Source organism: Pseudomonas lactucae, from assembly GCF_036688725.1.
GTDB lineage: Bacteria > Pseudomonadota > Gammaproteobacteria > Pseudomonadales > Pseudomonadaceae > Aquipseudomonas > Aquipseudomonas lactucae.
Genome location: NZ_JAQQPT010000013.1, coordinates 161,647 through 181,111, shown reverse-complemented (window position 1 = coordinate 181,111; position 19,465 = coordinate 161,647). Strand labels below are relative to the sequence as shown.

The following is a 19,465-nucleotide window of genomic DNA, read 5'->3' as shown; positions in this document are numbered from 1 at the left end:
CCCCGACGGATTCACCACAAATCTGGTGGGGCGGCTTCGCAGCCCAGCGCGGGGCAAGCCCGCTCACCACAGTAAGCCCCTCCCACAGTTGATCTGCGCAAGACTCAGGAAACAGTGATGCGCCAAATCCCAAACGGCATCTGCGGCTCCAGCCGCGTCCACTGGGTCTTGCCGTACCAGGTCCAGCGGTGGCCGTTCATCAGGTCTTCACCCTGGGTCTGGGCATCGTCCGGCAGGCCCATCTCCCACAGCGGCAGTTCAAAGTGCGCTTCCTGGGCGTTGAACGGGTCGAGGTTGACCGCGACCAGGATGAAATTGCTGCCGTCCTCGCTGCGCTTGCCGAAATACAGGATGTTGTCGTTCCAGGCGTTGTAGAGCTTGAGCCCCAGGTGCGTCTGCAATGCCGGGTTCTGCCGGCGGATGCGGTTGAGCTGGGCGATCTCGGCAATGATGTTGCCCGGCGCCGTGAAGTCCCGAGGGCGGATCTCGTATTTCTCCGAATCCAGGTACTCCTCTTTGCCCGGCACCGGCGCGGCTTCGCACAACTCGAACCCTGAATACATGCCCCATAGGCCCGAGCCCATGGTGGCCAGCGCGGCGCGGATCAAAAATCCCGCGCGGCCGGATTGGTGCAGGAAGCCGGGATTGATGTCCGGCGTATTGACGAAAAAGTTCGGTCGGTAGCACTCCCGCCAAGGCGGCTGGTTCAACTGGGTGAAATATTCGCTCAGCTCGGCCTTGGTATTGCGCCAGGTGAAGTAGGTGTAGCTCTGCGAATAACCGACCTTGCCCAGGCGCGCCATCATCGCCGGCGTGGTGAAGGCCTCGGCGAGAAAGATCACCTCCGGGTACTTGGCACGCACATCGCTGATCAGCCATTGCCAGAACGGCAGCGGCTTGGTGTGGGGGTTGTCGACGCGAAAGGTCTTCACACCCTCTTCCACCCAGCCCACCACGACGTCGCGCAGTTCGGTCCACAGACTCGGAATGGCGTCAGCGGCATAAAAATCGACGTTGACGATGTCCTGATACTTCTTGGGCGGGTTCTCTGCGTACTTGATCGTGCCGTCCGGGCGCCAGTTGAACCAGCCGGGGTGCTGTTTGAGCCACGGATGGTCCTGGGAGCACTGGATGGCGAAATCCAGGGCGATTTCCAGGCCATGATCGGCGGCGGCCTTGACCAGCCGACGGAAGTCTTCGCGGCTGCCCAATTGCGGATGGATCGCCTCGTGACCGCCCTCCTCGCTGCCAATCGCGTAGGGGCTGCCGGGATCGTCGGGGCCAGCGGTCAGCGAGTTGTTCTTGCCCTTGCGGTGGCTGCGGCCGATGGGATGAATCGGCGGGAAGTACAACACGTCAAAGCCCATGTCATGGATCATCGGCAGGCGGGCATGCACATCGTTGAAGGTGCCATGGCGGGCGGGATCGTCGGTGATCGAGCGGGGAAACAGCTCGTACCAGCTGGCGAATTGGGCGCGCTCGCGTTCAACGTCAATCGGGTACACCGTGCTGACGCTCAAGTAGGCACGGTGGTCGGCCTGGGTCATCAAGTGTGCACTGTCTTCGTGCAGGAACAGCGCGACCTGCTCGGTTTCCAGCAGGCCGGAGAGTTCGTGGTGCAACAGCATCAGGCGGTCGCGCAGCTCGTTGTCACTGCGCTCGGCGGCCTGCAATACCAGGCTGCGCCCCTCCTGCAATTCCAGGCTGACCGGCACGCCGGCCTCGTGCTTCTTGCGCAGCTCGTAGCAGAAGCTGGCGAAGGTATCGATCCAGGCTTCGATGCAATATTCGTGAGGGCCCTGGACGGTGACGGTAAACGCTCCCTCCCAGCCGTTGTTGCCCACGTCGCTCATCACCACGCTGTGCCAGCTTTCGTCCTGCAGCGGGCGCCAGCGGATGAGCACGGCGAGCTTGTCATGACCATCGGCGAACACCTTGCTGGTGACGTTGACCCGCTGGCCAACCACGGCCTTGACGGCAAACTCACCGCCGTCGATCACCGGCATGGTGCTTTCGATCGCAATCCTGGGCAGCAACAGCGCCTGGGACAACGACAACAAGGAATCTTCTGGAACCTGTGTTTCAGCGGTCATCGAGCATCTTCCCCTTACGCCCCGTGGACGCTCTTTGCTTGATTCGAATTCATCAGCCAGCCGCGATCTCCCTGAACGGGCCGCTATAGGTCCGAGCCTGGGCCGTTGCCAAAAGTTCAGATGGATCTACCGCCATTGAGCGGGAATCAAATCTTCCCCACGGTTGTCCACCGCTAGAGCAAAGCACAAAGGAGGCCACACCGATGACTATCCCGATCCCGGCAGAAACGCCGGACCCGAATATCGACAACCCGACCCTGCCGCCGACCGAGCCTGAGCCGGTTCCGGAGAAAGAGCCGCCGGAAAACGTGCCGCCGCCGATGGAGGAGCCGCCAACGACCATGCCGCCAGTGATTGTCAGTCCTTCTCCAGCCGTTTGACGATCATTGGCATGACGCTGAACACCGCCAGCGCCAACAAGGTACTGAGCACCGCCGTCGATTCGCGCCCCAACCCCGCGGCTACGCCGATGGCGGCGGTCATCCATAGTCCGGCGGCGGTGGTCAGGCCTTTGACGTGCTGCCCCTCCTCGTCTTCCTTGCCTTTAAGAATGGTGCCGGCACCGAGAAAGCCGATCCCGGCGATCACTCCCTGTACGACCCGGCTCATGGCGTCGGCCTGGTTACCCGACATCTGCGGCACCATCACAAACAACGCGGCGCCCATGACGACCAGCATATGCGTGCGTACCCCCGCAGCCTTGCCCTTGTGCTCGCGCTCGAACCCAAGAATGCCACCCAGCATCGCGGCCATCAGCAGGCGTACGGTGATTTGCGTGAGCTGGCGGGCGTCGCCAAGGTCGGCGAATTCGGCCTGCAGGGTCAGCCACACTTCATGCCACCAAGCGTCCATCAGCATTGTCCTTTGTCATTGTGGTTAAAGCATGGACAACCGCGACCGCCAGTCAGTTGCCTGGAACCGCCACACATCGCTGACCCCTAAACCCTCATAGCCTAAAAAAGGAGAACGGCATGCCTATACGTATCGAAAACCAGCTGTGCTACTTCACGCTCGACGACAACGGCCAGGAACAGAGCGTGCCGGCGACCCGGGTCAATATCGCGACCGACACCGAAAAATCCATGTCCTACGTGGAATTGGCGGCCGAGCGGATCTATATCACTGAAGCCGAGGCCGACGCCCTGACGGTCGCAGGGGCCCACGATGGTCGCCAACATGTGAAGGCCGAAGAACCTGGTTCGTTGATTTAATTGATCTGTATCAGCACATCCGCGATAACGCTGCACCCCATTCGCCATGAGGTGCAGCACATTGTCGCAGCGTCCCGCCATCGCCCCATCTGATCCGCTTTTTATCGCCATGCCTGAGCCTGTTATGCAAACAGAGCCACGCGCATAGTTCATCTGCCTGATGGAGGCTGATGAGCGAACGACCATGAGCGAACGAATCCCAACCGTGGACACTTTTGAGCCCCTGCACCCAAAGAAGGTGAAGGCCAAATCCAGCGATAACCTGATCCATACCCGCAGCTTCACCGGCCTGTACCGCACCTTGCGCGTGGCCGGTGCCGCGCTGCTGTTCCTGCTGTTTTTCGGCACCGTGTGGCTGGACTGGGGCGGCCGTCAAGCCGTGCTGTGGGACCTGGCCGACAGCAAATTCCACATCTTTGGCGCGACCTTCTGGCCGCAGGATTTCATTCTGCTATCAGCGCTGCTGATCATCTGCGCCTTCGGCCTGTTTGCGATCACGGTGTTTGCCGGCCGAGTCTGGTGCGGCTACACCTGCCCGCAAAGCTCATTCACCTGGTTGTTCATGTGGTGCGAGAAAGTCACCGAAGGCGAGCGCAACCAGCGCATCAAGCTGCATGCGGCGCCCTGGAGCCTGAACAAGCTGGCAAGGCGCTCGGCCAAACACACCTTATGGCTGGGTATCAGCGTATTGACCGGGCTGACCTTTGTCGGTTACTTCACACCGATTCGCCCGCTGGCCGCTGAGTTGCTGACCTGGCAAATGGGCGGCGTCAGCCTGTTCTGGGTGCTGTTTTTCACGGCGGCCACCTATATCAACGCCGGCTGGCTGCGTGAAGCGGTGTGCATGCATATGTGCCCGTATGCACGCTTCCAAAGCGTGATGTTCGACAAAGACACCCTGACCATTTCCTACGACAGCGCCCGTGGCGAGCGCCGTGGCCCGCGCAAACGTGACGTCAGACCGGCCGAGGTCGGCCTGGGCGATTGCGTCGACTGCCAGCTGTGCGTGCAGGTGTGCCCCACCGGCATCGACATCCGCGACGGCCTGCAAATGGAATGCATCGGCTGCGCGGCGTGCATCGACGCCTGTGATTCGATCATGGACAAGATGGGCTACGCCCGTGGTCTGGTGAGCTATACCAGCGAGCATCAACTGCAAGGCGGCAAGACCCGCCTGCTACGACCCCGCCTGATCGGCTACAGTGCCGTGCTGCTGGTGATGATCGCCGCGCTGGTGGTGGCGCTGGTCGAGCGGCCAATGGTGTCGCTGGACGTGACCAAGGACCGGGGCATGTTCCGTGAGAACGCCCAGGGCCTGATCGAGAACATCTACAGCCTCAAGGTCATCAACAAGACCCAGCAACGCCAGGACTACCGGGTGCAACTGGTAGAAGGCACGGGCTTCCAGCTGCAAGGCAAGACCGAACTCAGCCTGGCGCCGGGGGAAATCGTGGATGTGCCGGTGTCGGTGGCGTTGCTGGCGGATACGCCGGCGAGCAGTTCGCAGACCCTGCGGTTCAAGGTGACGGATGTGGACGAACCATGGATCTACCAGGAAGCTGACAGCCGTTTTGTCGCCCCACTGAATCGCTGAAATCTATCTGGATAGGTAGAGATCCCACTATCGAAACTGTTCAAGGCCACCCATGAAACGCTACGAAAAATTCGCCGACGACATCGCGGAACTGATCCGCTCGGGCGTGCTCGGCCCCGGCCAGCGCGTGCCGTCGGTGCGCTATGCCAGCCAGACCTACGGCGTCAGCCCGTCCACGGTGTTCCAGGCCTATTACCTGCTGGAGCGGCGTGGCCTGATCCGTGCGCGGCCGCGTTCCGGCTACTTCGTCAACACCCATGCGCCCAGCCCGTTTTCCGAGCCGGTGGTGAGCGAGCAGGTGCATGAGTCCACCGAAGTGGATGTGAGCGAATTGGTGTTTTCGGTGCTCGATTCGATCAAAGACCCCAACACCGTGCCTTTTGGCTCGGCATTTCCCAGCCCCATGCTGTTTCCGTTGCCACGCCTGGCCCGCTCACTGGCCAGCGCCAGCCGCGAGATGGACCCGCGCCTGGTGGTCACCGACATGTCGCCGGGCAACCCGCAGCTGCGTCGGCAGATTGCCCTGCGGTATATGGTCGGTGGCCTGATGCTGCCGATGGAAGAACTGCTGATCACCAACGGCGCCCTCGAAGCGCTGAACCTGTGCCTGCAAGCCGTCACCGAACCCGGCGACCTGGTGGCCATTGAAGCCCCGGCGTTCTACGCCTGCCTGCAAGTGCTGGAACGCTTGAAGCTCAAGGCGGTGGAAATCCCGGTGCACCCGCGTGACGGCATCGACCTCAACGCCCTGGCGCAAACCCTGGAGCGCTACCCGATCAAAGCGTGCTGGACCATGACCAGTTTCCAGAACCCCATCGGCGCCACCTTGCCGGAGGCAAAGAAGCAGGCGTTGGTGGAACTGTTGCGCAGCCACCAGGTGCCGCTGATCGAGGATGATGTATACGCCGAGCTGTATTACGGGCAACACGCGCCCAAGCCGGCCAAGGCCTTCGACACCGAGGGCCTGGTGATGCACTGCGGCTCGTTTGCCAAGAGCCTCGCGCCCGGTTATCGGGTCGGCTGGGTAGCGGCCGGGCGTTATGCGCAGAAGGTCGAGCGCCTGAAATTGATGACCTCGCTGTGCCCATCGATGCCGGCCCAGGCGGCGATTGCCGATTACCTGCAACACGGCGGCTATGACCGGCACTTGCGCAAGTTGCGCTATGCCCTGGAAGAGCAGCAAAGCGCCATGCTGGCGGCCATCGCCCGTTATTTCCCGGCACAGACCCGCGTCAGCCAACCGGCCGGGGGTTACTTCCTGTGGCTGGAGTTGCCGGAGCAGACCGATTCGCTGAAGTTGTTCCAGATGGCCCTGGCCCAGGGCATCAGCATCGCGCCGGGACCGATCTTTTCGGCGACCCAGCGCTTCAGGAACTGTATCCGCTTGAACTATGGCAGCCCGTGGACCGAAGCGTCGGAGAAGGCGATGGAAACGTTAGGGCGGATTGTGCGCTCCTTTTAGAGGTATCAGGATATGGGCTTATAGAATTCGAACCAGCGTAAAACTACCGAGGAGATTCGATACGTCAACGAAGGTACTTTTATGAAAGCATGTCCACTTGCACCCCATGCACCCGCGCATCTTAAACCGCTTCCAGTGCCGGCCCATTACATGTGTTCCGCTGAGCGTCGACAAGTACGTGAGATGCTCCGCCCTACAGGCCGCCCCGCCGGCGATCATACGACGACAGAAACGATTATTGACCAGAGCACCGTGATGAGACGTTTCCTGGAAAGCCACGATCATTACGAAGTCGGCGATCATCTGAAGAGACAGACCGGTGACTGGACCGAGGCGAATCCCGATCCTGAGTCAAGAGCGGATGCGGCCTATGATCTGGACAAGGTGCTGCGGTTTATCGATAACGTGGACGACAGCACCTTGAATCACAGCGAAAACCGCAACGGGAAAATCGACGGGTTCTACAACTACGGCTACCGCACCCTGGATAACTCGGAAGCCAGCCTGCTCAAAGCGTTTTCCCACAACGGCTATGAGGTGCTGCGCTATCTACCGACCTGAGCGTGCGTGCCTTAACGCCCACCACCCAAATCCAAAAAAGTGCCTGTGGCATACGAAGCCTTGTCCGACAACAACCAGATAATCGCCTCCGCCACTTCATCCGGGCGCCCGCCACGGGCCATGGGGATACCGGACTCCAGCTTGCTGACCCGGTCCGGGTCGCCGCTCAGGGCATGGAAATCGGTGAAGATATAGCCGGGGCGCACGGCGTTCACACGAATGCCCTCGCCTGCCACCTCCTTGGACAGGCCGAGCGTGAACGTGTCGAGCGCCCCCTTGGAGGCCGCATAGTCGACATATTCACCCGGCGACCCCAGCCGCGCGGCCACCGATGACACGTTGACGATACTGCCGCCCTGCCCGCCGTGCCTGGGCGACATGCGCAGCACCGCGTGCTTGGCACACAGGATCGGCCCGAGCACGTTGGTCTTCATGATTTTCAGGATACGGAATTCGGACATTTCATCGACCCGTGACTTATGGCCCACGGTGCCTGCATTGTTGACCAGCGCCGTGACGCGTCCTAACTCCGCGTCGACCCGGTGGAACAGCGCAATCACTTCATCCTCGATGCTCACGTCCGCGCGCACGGCAATCGCCTGGGCACCCAGGGCGCGCACCTGATCGAGCACGCGTTGGGCCGCCGCTTCGTCCGACTGGTAGTTGATACAGATGCGGTAGCCCTCGCGGGCGGCCAGCAATGCCGTCTCGGCGCCGATCCCGCGGCTGCCGCCGGTGATGAGGAGGACTTTGTCCATGAGTGCGGTCTCCTGATTCAACCTGATGTTTAGGGTTGGAGCCCAAGAATAACCATCAAGCGCAACTTTTGTCAGGCATCACTGCGTTTTCGGCATGCTGGATATCGGCGATGAAACCCTCGGCGGGCAACGGATGACCCAGCAGGTAACCTTGCAATGCGTTGCACCCAAGGCGTGTGAGAAAACGTTGCTGGGCGTCGGTTTCCACGCCTTCAGCGACAATCCGCAAGCCCAGGGCCTGGCCGAGGGCGACGATGGCCGAGACAATGGCAGCATCGTCGCCATCGTGCTCCAGGTCGCGCACAAAGCCACGGTCGATCTTCAATTCGTTTGCAGGCAAACGCTTGAGGTACATCAGGCTCGAATAACCGGTGCCGAAGTCGTCGATGGACAGGTCGACGCCCATGTCCGAGAGCTGCTGCAACACCGTCATGCTCGCATCGGCATCGCTCATGGCGGTGCTTTCGGTGATTTCCAGGGTCAGGCTGTTGGCGGGTAACCGGTGGCGGTGCAGCGCAGCGGCCACACTCTTGACCAGCCCGGCGTGGCAGAACTGCAGCGCCGAGAGGTTTACGGCGATGCGCCAGCCTTGGTAACCCTGGGCGTACCACAGGCTCATCTGGCGACAGGCTTCATTGAGCACCCACTCGCCGATAGGGATGATCAGCCCGGTCTTCTCCGCCAGCTCGATAAACGCGGCGGGCAGCAGCAGGCCCTGTTGCGGATGCTCCCAGCGCAACAGCGCTTCGGCACCGACCGGGAGACCGCTGACCGCATCGAACTTGGGTTGGTAATACAGCCGCAACTGCTGCTGTTGCACCGCATTGCGCAGGTCCTGCAGCAGTTGCAGCTGCTTGCGCGCGTTGGTGTTCATCGATGCGTCGAAAAAACTGTAGCCATTCTTGCCCATGTTCTTGGCGTGATACATCGCGGCGTCGGCGTTCATCAACAATTCCTGGGGATTGCCGCCGTTGCCGGGGAACAGGGCGATGCCGACACTGGCAGAGATGTTCAGTTCATGCTCGGCCACCTGGAATGCACGGTTGATCATCACCACCTGGCGTTCGGCCAGGCCCAGGGCGTCATCAGGCTGGCTCAGTTGCACCAGCAGCACAAACTCGTCGCCGCCGATGCGCGCCAGGGTGTCATGGCTGCGCAAGTCTTCGCGCAGGCGCAGGCCGACTTCGCGCAGCAACTGGTCACCCATATGATGACCGAAGGCATCGTTGACCGGCTTGAAGCCATCCAGGTCGATAAACATCAGCGCGAAGCAGCCGCCCTCCTCCTTCACCGCCTGCATCGCCTGCTGAATCCGGTCGGCGAGCAAGGTGCGGTTGGGCAGGCCGGTGAGCATGTCGTGCAGCGCCAGGTGCGTCAGTTCCTGGTTGGCCTGGGTCAGCGAGTCGGCCAGCACGGCGGTGCGCGCTTCCAGGCGGGCGTCGAGCAGCGACGTCAACAGCGCAATGGCCAGCACCGCCAGGGTCGTCACCAGCACGAGGTTATCCAGGCCCTTGCCGGTCAAGCCATCCAGCGCGGCGGCGCAGTAGCTTTCATCGGCAAAGCGTGCCGCGGCCATGCCGGTGTAATGCATGCCGACGATGGCAAAGCCCATCACCACCGCCGCCCCGCCGCGTGCAAGACGCACGTAGGGCGTGTTACGGCGCAGGTTGAAGGCAATCAACAAGGCCGCACCCGAGGCCACCACGGCGATGAGCAACGAGGCGCCAAACAAGGTGGGGTCGTAGTCGATGCCTGGGGTCATGCGCATCGCGGCCATGCCGGTGTAGTGCATGCTGGCGATGCCTGTGCCCATGATCAATGCGCCAAGCGCCAACTGCCAGGCAGGCAAGCGTGGCTGGCTGACCAGCCAGAGTGCAAAGCCGCAGGAGATCACCGCGATCAACAACGACAGCGCGGTGATCTCGATGTCAAAGCCCAGCGCGAACGGCAGGCGCAGCGCCAGCATTCCGATGAAATGCATGGACCACACACCGACCCCCATCGCCAACGCTCCGCCGGCCATCCACAGATAAACGCCATGGCCTTTGGCGGTCGCGATGCGACCGGCGAGGTCCAGCGCGGTATAGGAGGCCAGGATCGCCACGCACAGGGAGATCACGACGAGGGAGGTTGAATAACTACCGATGAGCATGGGAATTCTCGAGGGCAACGGACTTGAAACGTCCGTACCAGATGGCGAAGCGGCGGATTGTAGCGAGAATATTTTGGTGCAGGCGATTAATTATCAAAAGGCCACCACCTGTTTTCTGGCGTCAATCCGACGCCTTGAAAACCTCACCTTTCAGGTCGCGAATGCTCGATCGTGGAAGGGGGTGGTGCGACGATTCGTTGGGCTCACGATTAGGTAATCCGTAGCAGCCGAGCCTTGGCCTGGCTCGGTATCTACACAAGGCCATCGAGAGCAAGCTCCCTCCCAGTTGGATCGCGGGCATCAGCCGGCTCGGATGTGCATACGAGACTAATCGTCTTTGGCGCTGATCGGGGTCTGCCCGTCCCAGCCACCGCCCAACGCGGCAATCAACTGCACGCTGGCCACCAACCGCGACTGCAGCAAGGTCAACACCGTGCGCTCGTTACTCAGCGCGGTGGCCTGCACCGTCACCACATCCAGATAGGCAATCAAGCCCGCCTTGTACTGGTTCTGGGTCAAGCGCAGCGACTCACGCGCCGCTTCCAGCGCTTCGTTGCTGACCACCGCTTCGTCTTCCAGCACCTTGAGTTGCACCATGTAGTTTTCCACTTCACGGAAACCGTCCAGCACGGTCTGGCGGTACTTGGCCACGGTTTCATCATAGGACGCCACGGTGCGGTCAACCTCCGCCGAACGCTGGCCGCCGTCGAACAACGTCATGGCCAGCTTCGGCCCCACCGACCAGAAGCGGTTCGGCAGGCTGATCCAGTCGGCGTAGGTGCTGCTGGAATAACCGCCGGCCAGGCTCAGCGTCAGGTCCGGGTAGTAGGCAGCCTTGGCCACGCCGATGTTGGCGTTGGCGGCGATCACCGAGCGTTCGGCCGAGGCGATGTCCGGACGACGCTCCAGCAGTTGCGAGGGCAGGCTCACCGGGATCTGCGGCAGTGCCGGAATATCTTTGCTGACCGCCAGGTTGAAGTTGGCCGGAGCCTCGCCGATCAGCACGGCGATAGCGTTTTCGAGCTGGGCCCGCTGCCAGATCAGGTCGATCAGGCTGGCCTGGGTGGTCTTGAGCTGGGTTTGCGCCTGGGCCACCGCATCCTTGCCGGAAACGCCGGCGCGGTATTGGTTTTCGGTCATTTGCAGAGAACGCTGGTAGGTGTCCAGCGTGGCTTGCAGCAGACGGGTCTGCTCGTCCATCACGCGCAGTTGCAGGTAGCTTTGCACCAGTTCCGACTGCTGGCTCAGACGCATCGCGGCGAGGTCCGCCGAGCTGGCTTCGGCGCTGGCCTCGTTGGCCTCCAGGCCACGGCGTAATTTGCCCCAGATGTCGGCTTCCCAGCTCACGCCCAACTGCGCGTTGAGGGTGTCGCGGATACCGCTGCTGGAGCTGCTCAGGCTGGCGCTGCTGCTGCCGGTACCCTGGCTGGCGCGGGTCTTGCCGGCGCTGAGGTCGACGGTGGGGTAGAACGCACCGCGGGAGCTGCGCACCAATGCCTGGGCCTGGCGAAAACGCGCTTCGGCCTGGGCCACGGTCTGGTTGGCGTTGTTCAGGCGCACCACCAGATCATTCAACTGTCGGTCGCCGTACAGCTCCCACCAGGCGCCACGGGCCAGGGAATCACTCGGCGTCGCCTGACGCCAGCCCTGGGCTTCCTTGAATTGCGCCGGTTCGACAACCTCGGGGCGCTTGTAGTCGGGGCCGACGGCGCAGGCACTGAGTAACGCGCCGAACATCACCATCACCAATACCTTCACACCGCTTGCAATGCCGGTGGTGTGGCGAGGGAGCTTGCTCCCGATGGAGGGTGAAGCACTCCCAGGCTTTTTGGGGGCCGCTTCGCAGCCCGGCGGGAGCAAGCTCCCTCGCCACAATAAGCCGGCGGCGCCTGCAAGGGCGTTGGTTGAATCGGTCATAGCGCAGTGTCCAGGGCAGCATCGGTACGCACGCCGCGCCAGGCATTGAAGCGGTGGCGCGCGCGGTCGAGGTAAAGGTAAACCACCGGGGTGGTGTAAAGGGTCAGGACCTGGCTGAACACCAGGCCGCCAATGATGGTCAGGCCCAGGGGGTGGCGCATTTCCGCGCCATCGCCAGCGCCGAGCAGCAAGGGCAAGGCGCCGAGGATAGCCGCCAGGGTGGTCATCAGAATCGGCCGCAACCGCAGCAGGCAGGCACTGCGAATCGACTCCAGCGGGCCGAGGCCGTCGTTGCGTTCGAGCTGCAACGCCAGGTCGATCATCAGGATCGCGTTCTTCTTCACCACGCCGATCAGCAGGAACAGGCCCAGCAACGAGATCAGGCTGAACTCGCCGCCGGTCAGGTAGATGGCGAGCATCGCGCCGACACCGGCCGATGGCAGGGTCGAGAGGATCGTCAGCGGGTGAATGTAGCTCTCATACAGAATACCCAGCACCAGGTACACCGCCACCAGGGCGCCGAGGATCATGAACGGCTGCCCCTTCTGCGTGGCGGCGAAGGCATCGGCGGTGCCGGCCATCTTGGCGATCACGTCCTCCGGCAGGCCGACCTTGGCAATCGCCCGCTCGATGGCGGCCGTGCCCTGCTCTACCGTGACCCCGGGCGCCATGTCGAACGCAATGTTTTCCGAGGCGAACTGGCCTTCATGGCTGACGCGGTCGTCGGCCAGGCTGTTCTCATAATGGGCAATGGTCGATAACGGCACCCGCGCGCCATCGGCGGTGATCACCTGCATCTGGTTGAGGGTGATCGGGTCCTGGGCATATTTGGGGTTGACCTCCATCACCACCTGATACTGGTTGAGGCTGTCGTAGATCGTCGAAATCTGCCGCTGGCTGTAGGCGTTGTTGAGCACCGCCGTGACCATATTCATGTCGATACCCAGGCGCTTGGCCTGGTCGCGGTCGACAATCAAGGTCACCTGGGCTGCGCCGCGACCTTCGCGGGCGTCGATGGCGGTCAGTTCCGGCAACTCACGCAAGGCAGCAACCACTTTCGGGTACCACAGGCGCAGCGCGGCCAGGTCGCCGCTTTGCAGGATGTAGGAGTATTGCGCGCTGGTCTGGTCGCGACTGCCACCAAATTGCAGGTCCTGGTCGGCCATCAGGAACAGGCGTCCGCCCGGCACCAGCGGCACGTCCTTGCGCAGCCGCTCGATCACCGCCTGGGCGGAGATCTTACGTTCGCTGATAGGCTTGAGGCGCACCAGCATCACCGCATTGTTGGTGCCGTTGTTGCCGCCGATAAAGCCGGCCACGCTGAGCACCGCCGGGTCCTTGAGCACGGCCTTGCGGAACGTCTCCATCTTCGGCTGCATCACGCTGAACGACAGACCGTCGTCACCGCGCACGAAGCCGATCAATTGGCCGGTGTCCTGCTGGGGCATGAAAGTCTTGGGCACCACCACGTATAACGCCACGTTCATGCCGATGGTCAGCAACAGGCTGAGCAAGGTCAGGCGCTTATGACGCAGCACCCAGTCCAGGCTGGTGGCGTAGCCGGCGACCATGCGGTCGTTGATCTTCTGGCTCCAGCGCTGCAATCCGCTCATGCGGTCTTTGACGTGGGGTTTGAGCCAACGCGCGCAGAGCATCGGGGTCAGGGTCAGCGAGACGATCAGCGACACAATGATCGCCGCCGACAAGGTGATGGAAAACTCGCGGAACAGGTTGGTGACGATCCCGCCCATAAACAGGATGGACAGGAACACGGCCACCAGCGATACGTTCATCGACAGCAAGGTAAAACCGACTTCCTGGGCTCCGAGGTAGGCAGCCTTCATCGGCGGCACGCCTTCGTCGATATGCCGTGAAATATTCTCCAGCACCACGATAGCGTCGTCCACCACCAGGCCGGTGGCCAGGATCAACGCCATCAGCGAGAAGTTATTCAACGAGAACCCGTACAGGTACATCACCGCAAAGGTGCCGACCAGCGACACCGGTACCGCCAGGGTCGGGATCAACGAGGCACGAAAGTTACCGAGGAACAGGTACACCACCAGGATCACCAGCCCCACCGCGATCAGCAGCGTCATCTCGGCTTCATGCAAGGTGGCGGTGATCACCGGCGAGCGGTCCATGGCCAGGCTCAGCTTGACGCTCGACGGCAGCACCGCCTGCAATGCCGGCAACTGCGCCTTGATCTGGCGCACGGTCTCGATGATGTTGGCGCCGGACTGGCGGTTGATCACCAGCAATACCGCCGAATCGTTGTTGAAGAAACCACTGTTGTAACGGTCTTCGACGCCATCGCTGATCTTCGCCACATCCGACAGGCGCAGGGCCGCGCCATTCTGATAGCGAATCAGCAGGGGCTCGTAGTCCTTGGCTTTCTCCAACTGGTCATTGGCCTGGATCTGCCAGTTGCGCTCGCTGTCTTCAAGGGAGCCCTTGGGCCGGCGCTGGTTGGCGTTGGCGATGGTGTTGCGCACGTCGTCCAGGGCTACGCCGTACTGGTCGAGGGCCTTGGGTTCCAGTTCGATACGCACCGCCGGCAGCGAGCTGCCGCCGATCTGCACTTCACCCACGCCCGGCACCTGGGACAGGCTTTGCGAAAGAATGGTCGAGGCCAGGTCGTAGAGCTGGCCCTTCTGCAACACGTCCGAGGTCAGCGACAGCACCATGATCGGTGCCTGGGACGGGTTGATCTTCTTGTAGGTGGGCATGCTGCGCATGCCGCTGGGCAGCAGGTTGCGCGAGGCGTTGATCGCCGCTTGCACTTCCCGCGCCGCGCCATTGATATCGCGGTCAGAGTCGAACGCCAGGATCACCCGGGTCGAGCCCTGGCTTGAGGAACTGCTCATGGTGGTAATACCGGCAATCGCGCCGAAGGAGCGTTCCAGCGGCGTCGCCACGGTGGAGGCCATGACCTCGGGACTCGCCCCCGGCAAACTGGCCGACACCACGATCACAGGGAAGTCGATCTGCGGCAACGGCGACACCGGCAGCAGGTTGAAGCTGACCCCGCCCAGCAACATGATCGCCAGGCTCAGCAGCATGGTCGCAACCGGCCGGCGAATGAAAGGTCCGGACAGGTTCATGACTCAACCGGCTCCAGGCGTTGCGGCTCTTTGCGCCAGCGACGGCCAAGGCGATCGAAGTACAGGTAGATCACCGGGGTGGTGAACAGCGTCAACACCTGGCTCACCAGCAGACCGCCGACCATCACCAGGCCCAGGGGCTGGCGCAATTCGGCACCGGAGCCGGTGGCCAGCATCAACGGTACCGCGCCGAACAGAGCCGCCAGGGTGGTCATCAGGATCGGCCGGAAGCGCAGCAGCGCCGCCTGGTAGATCGCGGTCTGCGGGTCGAGGCCCTGGTTGCGTTCGGCGTCGAGGGCAAAGTCGATCATCATGATCGCGTTCTTTTTCACGATGCCGATCAGCAGGATGATGCCAATGATCGCGATCATGCCCAAATCATTGCCGCTGAGCAGCAAGGCGAGCAAAGCCCCCACCGCCGCCGACGGCAAGGTCGAGAGAATGGTGATCGGGTGGATATAGCTCTCATAGAGCACGCCGAGCACGATGTACATGGTGACCACAGCGGCCAGGACCAACAACAAAGTGCTCGACAGCGAGGCTTCGAACGCCTGGGCCGCGCCCTGGAACTGCGTCTGTACGCCCACCGGCATGCCAATGTCTTTCTGGGTCTGGTTGATCAGCTCCACCCCCTTGCCCAGGGCGACGCCAGGGGCCAGGTTGAACGACATCATCACCGCCGGGAACTGGCCGATGTGCGCAATCGCCAACTGCGCCTGGCGTTGTTCCACGCGGGCCAGGCTCGACAACCGCACTTGGCCGCCATCGGTGGTTTTCACGTGGATCTGATTCAGCGCCTGGGGGCCAAGGGTTTCGCCGGACTGGGCCTGCAACACCACGCGGTACTGGCTGGCCTGGGTGTAGATCGTCGAGATCTGCCGCTGGCCGAAGGCGTCGTACAGCGCATCGGTGATGGTCGACACGCTGACGCCCAAGCGCGAGGCCGCGTCGCGGTCGATCACCAGGTACACCTGCAGGCCCTTGTCTTGCAGGTCGCTGGCGACGTCGGTGAGTTCCGGCAACTGGCTGAGAGCGTGCACCAGTTTGTCGCTCCACAGCGCCAGCAGCTCGGCGTCCGGCGACGACATGCTGAACTGGTACTGGGTACGGCTCACGCGGTCTTCGATGGTCAGGTCCTGCACCGGCTGCATGAACAGGCGAATGCCGACCAGCTTGTCGATCTCAGGCTGTAGCCGGGTAATCACCTGCGCCGCGCTCAAGTCGCGCTGGCCGTGGGGCTTGAGGTTGATCAGCAAGCGCCCGCTGTTGAGGGTAGCGTTGTCGCCGTCCACACCGATGTAGGACGACAGGCTCTCCACCGCCGGGTCGGCCAGGATGATTTTGGCCAGTTCCTGCTGGCGCTGGCTCATGGCGGCGAAGGAAATCGACTGCGGCGCTTCGGAAATGCCCTGGATCACGCCGGTGTCCTGCACCGGAAAGAACCCCTTGGGCACCACCAGGTACAACACCACCGTGAGGCCCAGGGTCGCGATGGCTACCAGCAGGGTCAGCGGCTGGTGCTTGAGCACCCACTGCAATTTGCGCCCGTAGGCTTCGATCATCCAGTCGATCCAGGCGCCGCTGGCCTTGTAAAAACGGCCCTGTTCTTCGTCCTTGGGTTCACGCTTGAGCAATCGCGCGCACATCATCGGTGTCAGCGTCAGGGACACCACCAGGGAAATCAGGATCGCCACCGCAAGGGTGATGGCAAATTCGCGGAACAGACGCCCGACCACATCGGCCATGAACAGCAGCGGGATCAACACCGCAATCAGCGACAGGGTCAGGGAAATCAGGGTAAAGCCAATCTGCTTGGCGCCCTTGAGCGCGGCAGCCAACGGCGTCTCGCCCTCTTCGATATAGCGGGAGATGTTCTCCAGCATCACGATGGCATCGTCGACCACGAAGCCGGTGGCGATGGTCAGCGCCATCAGCGTCAGGTTGTTGATGGAGAACCCGGCCAGGTACATCACGCCAAAGGTGCCCACCAGCGACAGCGGCACGGCAATCGACGGAATGATCGTGGCGCTGACCCGGCGCAGGAACAGGAAGGTCACCATCACCACCAGGGCGATGGCGATCAGCAATTCGTGTTGCACGTCCTTCACCGAGGCGCGGATGGTCTGGGTGCGGTCGGTGAGCACGGTGACGTCGAGGCCGGCCGGCAGGTTATCGGTGATGCTCGGCAGCAGCGCCTTGATGCGGTCCACCACCTCGATCACGTTGGCTCCCGGCTGGCGCTGGATATTGAGCAGCACGGCCTGGTTTTCATTGGCCCAGGCGGCAAGGCGTTCGTTTTCGGCGCCGTCGACGATTTGCGCGACATCCTTGAGGCGCAGCGGCGCACCGTTGTTGTAGGCCAGGATCAACTCGGCGTATTGCTGCGGCGAGACCAACTGGTCGTTGGCATCAAGCATCGACACCCGCGTGGGGCCGTCGAAATTGCCTTTGGGCTGGTTGACGTTGGACGCGGCGATCAGGGTGCGCACATCCGACAGGTTCAGGCCATTGGCTGCCAGGGCCTCGGGGTTGACCTTGATGCGCACCGCCTGGCGCTGGCCGCCGGCGATGCTGACCATACCGACGCCGCTGATCTGCGCAATTTTCTGCGCCATGCGCGTGTCGACCAAGTCATTGAGCTTGGGCAACAGCATGGTCTTGGAGGTGATGGCCAGGGTCAGTACCGGGGTGTCCGCCGGGTTGACCTTGTTGTACACCGGCGGTGCCGGCAGATCCTTGGGCAGCAGGTTGGTCGCGGCGTTGATCGCGGCCTGCACCTGTTGCTCGGCGACATCCATGTTGATGTCGAGGTTGAAGCGCAGGGTCAGCACCGAGGCGCCGCCGGAGCTGGTGGACGCCATCTGGGTCAGGCCTGGCATTTGCCCGAACTGGCGCTCCAGCGGCGCGGTGACCGCGCTGGTCATCACATCCGGGCTGGCGCCGGGATACAGGGTCATCACCCGAATAGTCGGGTAATCCACCTGGGGCAACGCCGATACCGGCAGCAAGCGGTAAGCGATGATGCCGGCCAGGACGATGGCCAGCATGCTCAGCGTGGTGGCGACCGGGCGAAGGATAAACAGCCGCGACAGGTTCATGAACCGACCTTTTGCGCCTTGCCGGCGTTGGTGCCGGTGTCTGTCTTGGCCGCGGGTTTGCCCTGCAAGTGTTCGGTCGGGGTGGTTGGCACTTCACTGCTGTCGTTGACCACTTCGATTTCACTGCCGTCTTTGAGGCGGTCGGTGCCCTCGAGTACGATACGGTCGCCAGCGGCCAGGCCTTCCTTGATCACCGTGTTGTCGCCGTCGGTATCACCGACGACCAACGGCTGGACCTTGACCTTCTTGTCACCCTCGAGCTTGTAGACAAAGGTGCCGTTGTTGCCGAACTGGATCGCAGCGGACGGCGCCAGCACCACATTGTGCAGCGTGTCGGCCAGCAGATGCACATTGACGAACTGGTTGGGGAACAGCGCCTGGTCCTTGTTATCGAAGCGCGCCTTGAATTTCAGGGTGCCGGTGGTCACGTCGATCTGGTTGTCGAGGCTTTGCAGTACGCCCACTGCCTGCTGTTTAGCGTCGCCACGGTCCCAGGCTTCCACGGGCAGTTTGTTGCCGGTGCGGTAACGGCTCAGCACGGTTTCCAGGGTATTTTCCGGCAGGGTGAAAGCCACGCTGATGGGCTGGGTCTGGGTGATCACGGCGAGGAACGTAGTGTCGTTGGCCGCCACCAGGTTGCCCACGTCGACCTGGCGCAGGCCTACGCGCCCGCTGATGGGCGCACGGATCTTGGTGAATTCAAGGTTGAGCTTGGCGTCATCCACCGCACCCTGGTTGGTCTTGACCGTACCCTGGTACTGCAACACCAGCGCTTCGGCGGTGTCCAGGGTTTGCTTGGCAATACTGTCCTGGGCGTAGAGGCCGCGGTAGCGCTCGACATCAACCTGGGCGTTTTTCAGCTGGGCCTGGTTCTGCAACAGCGTGCCCTGGGCCTGGAGCAAGGCATTCTGGTAACTGCGCGGGTCGATCTCCGCCAACAGGTCACCGGCCTTGACCATCTGCCCTTCCTCAAAGGCGATTTTCACCAACTCACCGCCCACCCGGCTGCGCACATTGATGGTGTTGAGCGCCGTCACCGTGCCCAACGCCTTGTAGTACACCGGAAACTCCCCCAGCACCGCCGGCGCCACGCGCACCGGCACCGGGCCGGTGGCGCCGCCGAAACCCGGGCGCGCCATGCCGGTTTTACCGGTATGCCCGGCCGGTGCGTCTTTGTGGGCCGCGCCGCCTGGCCAGAATTTCCAGCACAGGCCGGCGATAACCAGCAGCACAAGCAGGCCGAACAGCCAGCGACGGGAGTTGCGGGGGGAGGATTGCATGGAGTGATCAACCATTGGGCGCGAGAGCTTCTACTGGGGGAGGCTGAAAGATAAGCACTGGGGCGCATTAAGAAAAGCGCCTTTACCGGCTATTTACCTTGGGCTTACAACTTTTAACTGCTGCGGCTTAGTCCGTCGGCTATTTCGCTAAGCGTTTGAGCTGCAAATGAAAACGGCCTGGACTAGGCCAGGCCGCAATCATGTATCAAGCGTGTTACTGCATCACGACAGCAAT

At 62.2% G+C, this 19,465-nt stretch carries 13 protein-coding genes; 5 read left to right on the top strand and 8 right to left on the bottom strand.

Features of this window, described 5'->3' with window-relative positions; genetic code table 11:
* Positions 1-104: 104 nt before the first annotated feature.
* Positions 105-2,093, bottom strand: coding sequence for an alpha-1,4-glucan--maltose-1-phosphate maltosyltransferase (locus V6M90_RS16845; RefSeq protein WP_141063863.1), 1,989 nt, complete (start codon positions 2,091-2,093; stop codon positions 105-107).
* A 203-nt stretch (positions 2,094-2,296) separates the two neighbouring features.
* Here V6M90_RS16845 and V6M90_RS16840 point away from each other — a divergent pair, with 203 nt between their 5' ends.
* The gene (locus V6M90_RS16840; RefSeq protein ID WP_003173690.1) at positions 2,297-2,473 is read left to right on the top strand and encodes a hypothetical protein; all 177 of its coding nucleotides are present in this window, start codon (positions 2,297-2,299) and stop codon (positions 2,471-2,473) included.
* Here the strand turns inward: V6M90_RS16840 and V6M90_RS16835 are convergent.
* The gene (locus V6M90_RS16835; RefSeq protein ID WP_332846806.1) at positions 2,451-2,945 is read right to left on the bottom strand and encodes an MgtC/SapB family protein; all 495 of its coding nucleotides are present in this window, start codon (positions 2,943-2,945) and stop codon (positions 2,451-2,453) included. The genes V6M90_RS16840 and V6M90_RS16835 overlap by 23 nt on opposite strands.
* A gap of 119 nt (positions 2,946-3,064) precedes the next feature.
* Between V6M90_RS16835 and V6M90_RS16830 the strand changes: the two genes are divergently transcribed.
* From V6M90_RS16830 to V6M90_RS16815, 4 genes are all read left to right on the top strand, one after another.
* A complete protein-coding gene (locus V6M90_RS16830) occupies positions 3,065-3,304 on the top strand; it encodes a DUF3203 family protein (RefSeq protein ID WP_078824462.1) in 240 nt (79 codons plus the stop codon).
* Positions 3,305-3,488: 184 nt separating this feature from the next.
* Positions 3,489-4,898, top strand: a complete 1,410-nt coding sequence (gene ccoG / locus V6M90_RS16825) for a cytochrome c oxidase accessory protein CcoG (protein ID WP_332846805.1) — start codon at positions 3,489-3,491, stop codon at positions 4,896-4,898.
* A gap of 52 nt (positions 4,899-4,950) precedes the next feature.
* Positions 4,951-6,360 (top strand): GntR family transcriptional regulator MpaR, encoded by a 1,410-nt coding sequence (gene mapR, locus V6M90_RS16820; RefSeq protein ID WP_003173686.1) that lies wholly within the window; start codon positions 4,951-4,953, stop codon positions 6,358-6,360.
* A 255-nt stretch (positions 6,361-6,615) separates the two neighbouring features.
* The gene (locus V6M90_RS16815) at positions 6,616-6,921 is read left to right on the top strand and encodes a hypothetical protein (protein WP_003173685.1); all 306 of its coding nucleotides are present in this window, start codon (positions 6,616-6,618) and stop codon (positions 6,919-6,921) included.
* An 11-nt stretch (positions 6,922-6,932) separates the two neighbouring features.
* On the opposite strand, the gene V6M90_RS16810 is transcribed toward V6M90_RS16815, so the two are convergent.
* From V6M90_RS16810 to V6M90_RS16785, 6 genes are all read right to left on the bottom strand, one after another.
* The gene (locus V6M90_RS16810) at positions 6,933-7,679 is read right to left on the bottom strand and encodes an SDR family oxidoreductase (protein ID WP_003173684.1); all 747 of its coding nucleotides are present in this window, start codon (positions 7,677-7,679) and stop codon (positions 6,933-6,935) included.
* A gap of 55 nt (positions 7,680-7,734) precedes the next feature.
* Positions 7,735-9,831, bottom strand: coding sequence for a putative bifunctional diguanylate cyclase/phosphodiesterase (locus V6M90_RS16805; protein ID WP_305429453.1), 2,097 nt, complete (start codon positions 9,829-9,831; stop codon positions 7,735-7,737).
* 327 nt (positions 9,832-10,158) lie between these two features.
* A complete protein-coding gene (locus V6M90_RS16800; protein ID WP_408637317.1) occupies positions 10,159-11,748 on the bottom strand; it encodes an efflux transporter outer membrane subunit in 1,590 nt (529 codons plus the stop codon).
* The gene (locus V6M90_RS16795) at positions 11,745-14,852 is read right to left on the bottom strand and encodes an efflux RND transporter permease subunit (RefSeq protein WP_003173681.1); all 3,108 of its coding nucleotides are present in this window, start codon (positions 14,850-14,852) and stop codon (positions 11,745-11,747) included. Before V6M90_RS16795 ends, V6M90_RS16800 begins: the two co-directional genes overlap by 4 nt.
* Positions 14,849-17,950: an MdtB/MuxB family multidrug efflux RND transporter permease subunit gene (locus tag V6M90_RS16790; protein ID WP_141063868.1), complete on the bottom strand. Its 3,102-nt coding sequence runs from the start codon at positions 17,948-17,950 to the stop codon at positions 14,849-14,851. The genes V6M90_RS16795 and V6M90_RS16790 overlap by 4 nt, the downstream gene beginning before the upstream one ends.
* Positions 17,947-19,245 (bottom strand): MdtA/MuxA family multidrug efflux RND transporter periplasmic adaptor subunit, encoded by a 1,299-nt coding sequence (locus V6M90_RS16785; protein ID WP_332846804.1) that lies wholly within the window; start codon positions 19,243-19,245, stop codon positions 17,947-17,949. The genes V6M90_RS16790 and V6M90_RS16785 overlap by 4 nt, the downstream gene beginning before the upstream one ends.
* Positions 19,246-19,465: the final 220 nt, after the last annotated feature.